Source organism: uncultured Campylobacter sp., assembly GCF_937997465.1.
Classification (GTDB): domain Bacteria; phylum Campylobacterota; class Campylobacteria; order Campylobacterales; family Campylobacteraceae; genus Campylobacter_A.
The window spans coordinates 1-5,751 of the sequence record NZ_CALKTQ010000207.1; the positions used below are offsets into that span (position 1 = coordinate 1).

At 34.1% G+C, this 5,751-nt stretch carries 6 protein-coding genes; all 6 read left to right on the forward strand.

All coding sequences use genetic code 11. From position 1 onward, the window contains the following. The first annotated feature begins 164 nt into the window (after positions 1 to 164). From Q0546_RS06860 to Q0546_RS11975, 6 genes are read left to right on the forward strand one after another with little or no spacing between them, the layout of a single operon-like run. Positions 165 to 1,274 carry a hypothetical protein gene (locus Q0546_RS06860; protein WP_298791664.1) on the forward strand — a complete coding sequence of 370 codons (1,110 nt, stop codon included), beginning with the start codon at positions 165 to 167 and terminating at the stop codon, positions 1,272 to 1,274. 52 nt (positions 1,275 to 1,326) lie between these two features. After that, the gene (gene wecB / locus Q0546_RS06865; protein WP_298791665.1) at positions 1,327 to 2,463 is read left to right on the forward strand and encodes a UDP-N-acetylglucosamine 2-epimerase (non-hydrolyzing); all 1,137 of its coding nucleotides are present in this window, start codon (positions 1,327 to 1,329) and stop codon (positions 2,461 to 2,463) included. Further along, complete coding sequence (gene wecC / locus Q0546_RS06870) at positions 2,457 to 3,653, forward strand: UDP-N-acetyl-D-mannosamine dehydrogenase (RefSeq protein WP_298791667.1); 1,197 nt, start codon at positions 2,457 to 2,459, stop codon at positions 3,651 to 3,653. Before wecB ends, wecC begins: the two co-directional genes overlap by 7 nt. Further along, positions 3,650 to 4,609: a glycosyltransferase family 2 protein gene (locus Q0546_RS06875; protein WP_297989533.1), complete on the forward strand. Its 960-nt coding sequence runs from the start codon at positions 3,650 to 3,652 to the stop codon at positions 4,607 to 4,609. The genes wecC and Q0546_RS06875 overlap by 4 nt, the downstream gene beginning before the upstream one ends. Next, positions 4,596 to 5,282 (forward strand): class I SAM-dependent methyltransferase, encoded by a 687-nt coding sequence (locus Q0546_RS06880; RefSeq protein ID WP_298791666.1) that lies wholly within the window; start codon positions 4,596 to 4,598, stop codon positions 5,280 to 5,282. The genes Q0546_RS06875 and Q0546_RS06880 overlap by 14 nt, the downstream gene beginning before the upstream one ends. After that, positions 5,282 to 5,686, forward strand: coding sequence for a GtrA family protein (locus Q0546_RS11975; RefSeq protein ID WP_366519257.1), 405 nt, complete (start codon positions 5,282 to 5,284; stop codon positions 5,684 to 5,686). Before Q0546_RS06880 ends, Q0546_RS11975 begins: the two co-directional genes overlap by 1 nt. Positions 5,687 to 5,751 lie beyond the last annotated feature (65 nt).

A 5,751-nucleotide genomic window follows, 5' to 3' on the forward strand; every position in this document is an offset into this window, starting at 1 on the left:
GGGTTTATAGGCTCTTTCACTTTCTTGCCTTCCAAATAGAAAAGATATACTTCTTTAGCGTATATTTTTTTAGCATAGGGTTTCATTCTTATCATTTTGCTCCAACGCATGTCTATATTAGGCATTTCTTTGATCTTTTAATAGTATTAATGCTTTTTTACTCTATGAAATTTAAAGAATCAAGATCGTGTTACATAGCTATAGTTTTTACATTGGGGATTTTATCTATACTTTTAGTAAAGGATTTTGGACTATTCCTATTTTTAGCTATAGTTGGTACTTTTATAATAAAATATGTATTAGAATTTATAGAGCGCAGAAGGGTTAATCTAAAAGAACTTTGGATCTTTATAATTTTTATATTATTTAGCGTAATTGCTTGTATAAAATATCCGCTCATGGATAATCCATCTACGAAATACTTTTTAGATGGCTTTTATTCTCTCCCTATCAGTATGCCAATTTACATGTTATTATTATTTGCTATATCTCTGCTTTGGCTCGGGGTTATATGGTTTTATGTGGAGCTAAAAAGATCGAATTATCTTTTAAGCTATATATTTTTACTTTTCTATACTGAATTTTTATGCGTTTTTTTTGTATGGAAAGGAAATTTTGATAATATAAATTTTGCTATCATTGCACTACCCATGCTGATATTATTTCATTTCATAGTTAAAAGAATTAGAAATATTTTATATGTTATAATAGCGCCTATACTCATATTTGCTTATGCCAAATACTGCTATGAATATATATCCCAAATGGCACTATATGAAAATACTTTTGCTACACACAGAAATTATAAATGGGATCATGAAAGAGCAGGTGGTATTATTACTACCTATTCATTTGAGCGCTTTGACGATGCTTTAAGACTTATAAACAAGTACTCTAAAAATTCAAATGAGTTATATATGATATCCAAATATGACAATATGTTACAATTCTTTAGTAAAAAATATAGTGGGTTAAAGTATTTTGAACTAAAATCCTTTATAGTCACAGATAATGAATACAATGAAGTTTTAGATCTCATAAATTCCAAAGCCGATATCTTATATGTTGATACTGACATTTTTAATGTATATTATAAAGAGCTAAAAGAGAGACGTTTTTTCGATGTTTATAATAATCAATGGCTACCAAACGATGTTATGCGGCGGATTATACAATTAAAAATATTACTAAATCTTTTTGATGATGTTCGCGATAAATATGAGCTGGTAGAGCACGGTAAACTAATAGATGTGTATAAAAGGAAAAAAGAATAATTTTAATATTACTATATAGACTTTGGGCAAAAACTAATATTTAGGGGAGTTTATGACGAAAAGAAAAATTTTAATAGTATTTGGAACGCGCCCAGAGGCCATTAAGATGGCTCTGTTGATAAAAGAATTTCAAAAGCACTCGGAATTTGAGGTAAAGGTTTGCGTCACGGCCCAGCACAGACAGATGCTTGATCAGGTGCTTGAATTTTTTGAGATAAAGCCTGATTTCGATCTAAATTTAATGAAGCAAGGGCAGGATTTATATGATATTACGTCGGGTGTTTTACTTGGTATGCGCGATGTATTTAGCGAATATACCCCAGACATCGTGTTTGTGCATGGAGATACGACTACTACTTATGCCGTTTCTTTAGCGGCGTATTATCAAAAGATCGACGTGGCACATGTCGAAGCGGGGCTTAGGACGCATAATATCTATTCGCCGTTTCCTGAAGAGATAAATAGGCAGATGACGGGACTCATAGCTAAATATCACTTCGCGCCGACCATCGATGCTAGAGACAATCTCTTAAAAGAAGGCAAAGATTCAAGAAATATAGTTGCTAGTGGCAACACCGTTATAGACGCGCTTTTGTGGACGATAGACAAAATCGAAAACAACGAGCTGCTAAAAAATAAAATTTTATCCTTTATAAATTCCAAATATAAGCTTAGTGATAAAAAATTTATTCTCGTTACAGGACACAGACGAGAGAATTTCGGAGAAGGCTTTGTTAATATTTGTGAGGCTTTACGTGAAATAGCGCTAAAAAACGAAAATATCGACATCGTTTACCCCGTGCATCTAAATCCAAATGTAAGAAAGCCTGTAGGAGAAATTTTATCGGGCGTTTCGAATATATTTTTAATTGATCCGCTAGAGTATGATAGTTTCGTCTATCTTATGAGCAAGTCATATATGATAGTAACAGATAGTGGCGGCATCCAAGAGGAGGCGCCGAGCCTTTGCAAGCCCGTTTTAGTTATCAGAGAAACTACCGAAAGACCTGAAGGGATAAGAGCAGGATGCGTTAAGCTTATCGGCACCAAGCGCGAAAATATAATAAAAGAAGTGCAAAGATTATTAAATTTAAAAGATGAATATGATAAAATGAGTAAAAATGTAAGCCCATATGGTGACGGTAAAGCTTGTAAAAAAATACTGGAATTTTTAAAAGGAATATTGTGAAAAAAGTTTGCATCTTAGGTCTTGGGTATATAGGGCTACCGACGGCGGCGCTTTTGGCAAATAGGGGCTATAAAATCCATGGCGTTGACGTGGTGCAGAGCGTCGTAGATACGATCAATGAGGGTAAAATTCATATCGTCGAGCCGGAACTTGACGTATTTGTTAAAAAAGCAGTGCAGAGCGGAAATTTAAAAGCAGACGTTAGGCCTGATTTCGCAGACGTTTTTATCATAGCTGTTCCGACGCCGTTTCGAGACGGATACGTGCCAAATATCGATTATGTCATAAGTGCGGCAAAATCTATAATACCATACGTAAAAGACGATAATATGGTCGTTTTAGAATCCACTTCACCAGTAGGTACTACCGAAAAGATAGGCGAAATTTTAAAAAATGGCGGTGTTGATATTTCTAAAATTTATATCGCTCATTGCCCGGAGAGAGTTTTGCCGGGTAAAATTTTAAAAGAGCTTACGCAAAACGATAGAATCGTGGGTGGAACTACAAAAATTGCTACTAAAAAGATAGCAGAATTTTATGCGGAATTCGTAGAAGGCGAGGTTTTACAGACCGATGCGAAAACCGCAGAGATGTCAAAGCTTACAGAGAATTCTTTCCGCGACGTAAACATAGCCTTTGCAAACGAACTTAGCATTTTGTGCGATAAATTCGGCATCAATGTTTGGGAGCTTATCTCGCTAGCAAACCGCCATCCGCGAGTTAATATTTTAAACCCGGGCTGCGGCGTAGGCGGGCACTGCATAGCGGTCGATCCGTGGTTTATAGTACATGCGGGCGGCTACGAAGCGAGGCTGATCAAATCCGCAAGAGAGGTGAATGATCATAAAGCTGATTGGTGTATAGAAAAGATCAAAAACGCCGCTTTGAAATTTGAGCTGCAAAACGGCAGAAAGCCTAAAGTCGCGTGCATGGGGCTTGCTTTTAAGCCCGACATCGACGATTTGCGGGAGTCGCCTGCGCTAAATATAACCAGACGCCTGATCGCAGAAGGCGTCGATGTGGTCGCTGTAGAGCCCAATATCAAGGCTCACAAAGATTTTGAGATAGTGGATTATAAAAAGGCTATCGAAATTTCGGATATTATCGTATTTTTAGTCGGGCATAAGGAATTTAAAGGACTAAAAATAGAAAAAGAAGTTTTGGATTTTTGCGGAGTTTTTGCAAAATGAGAGAGGTTCCAAAATTAGCAGTTATTGTTCCATGTTATAATGAAGAACAGGTCTTGTATGAAACTACAAAAAGACTAAGTGTGGTGTTAGAAGACTTGATTAGTAAAAATAAAATTAAGAAGGATAGTTTTATTTTATATATAGATGATGGTAGTGGAGATAATACGTGGAATATAGTTAAATATGTAGGTAGACAGTATTCGCTTGTTAAGGGGATTAGGCTTTCTAAAAATCAAGGTCATCAAAATGCTCTTTTGGCGGGAATGGAATATGTAGAACATAAATGTGATTGCTTAATTTCTATTGATGCAGATTTGCAACAAGATGAAAAGTCTATGATACATTTTACTGATTCTTACGTGAATGGATGCGATGTTGTACTCGGCATCAGGAACGATAGAATGTGCGATTCTTTTTTTAAAAGAGCAACTGCATTAGGCTTTTATAAATTAATGAATTTAATGGGGGTGGATATTATTAAAAACCATGCGGACTATAGATTGCTTAGTAGTAAGGCCATTAGAATGCTGCTTAGTTTTAAGGAAGTCAATTTATTTTTGAGAGGGCTTGTTCTTTTAATTGGATTAAAAACAGAGTATATATATTTTGATGTTAAAGACAGGTATGCAGGCAAATCAAAATATACATTAAAAAAGATGTTTGCCTTTGCATGGGACGGCATAACTTCATTTAGCGTGGTTCCTTTAAGATTGATAACGCTAATAGGCTTTATCGTTTTTTTTGTTAGCTTGATAATGGGTGGGAGTGTGTTATATTCTGTTATTGCTAATAAAACGGTGCAAGGATGGGCCTCTACTGTTTTACCTATATACTTTATGGGAGGAATTCAACTTATGTGTCTTGGTGTAATTGGTGAATACATAGGTAAAATCTATAAAGAAACAAAAAGAAGACCACGATATTTTATAGAGGATATTATTGATGAAAAAAGTTAATTTTGATGAGTACAGTAAAGACTATGATGCTATAATGCAAAACCAACATAAGAATTTTGGTGATATAAAATATTACGCAGAATATAAGATAAAAATATTAAGTAATATAGTAAAAAGAGATCATCCCCATTTACACATATTAGAATATGGCTGTGGTATAGGTAGAAATTTGCCGTATATAGCAAGAGTATTTCGCAAATCGTCTATTTTTGGATTTGATATCTCAAAAGAAAGTTTGGAAATAGCCAAGCAAAATAATAAAGAGATATCAATTATAGAATCTGAAGAAAAGTTAATGAGATATAATGGTTGTTTTGATGTAATTTTTATAGCAGGTGTATATCACCATATAGAACCAAGTCTGCGCAATGATATTACATTAAACATATTTAAATTAGCTGCCGATAATTGTGATGTTATAGTTTTTGAGCATAATCCGTATAATCCGCTTACAAGGTATATGGTATCTACGTGTGAATTTGACAATGATGCAGTTTTGCTATCAAAAAGGGAATTACAAACTATTTTTATGCAGGCCGGATTTAAAAAGAATGCAAGCGCCTATACACTATTTTTCCCACCTATTTTAAAACGCCTTTCCTTTTTGGAAAAATTTATTAAATGGCTTCCACTAGGCGGCCAGTATTATATCTCTGTCAAAAAGCATATTTGATGTGCTACGATATTTCACTATTGAAGTACTTGTGTGTAGGCGCCATCAACTCCGTATTTGGATATGTTATAATTTTTATTTTACTCTATGTTGGGGTAGTTGCAGAAATAAGCAATTTTATCGGCTATTTTATTTCGATATTTATATCGTTCTATTTAAATAAATATTTTAGTTTTAACGATAAAACGAAGAATAATTTACAAATATTTAAATTTATAGTTTCAATGGGGATTTCGTACGCTTCTAATCTAGTTGTCATGTCCTTCTCTTATCGATTTCTTGATATAAATGTGTATATTAGTCAAATATTTGGAGGTTTTATATATTTCTTCATAGGATATTTGCTGTCTAAAAAATGGGTTTTCCATAGTGATCCAAGAAAAAAGGCTATGTTAAATGATTAAAACTATTATGGGAGAAAGGATAAGCGATATAAAATGCGCAATTGATGGCGTTGATAAAACAGGGT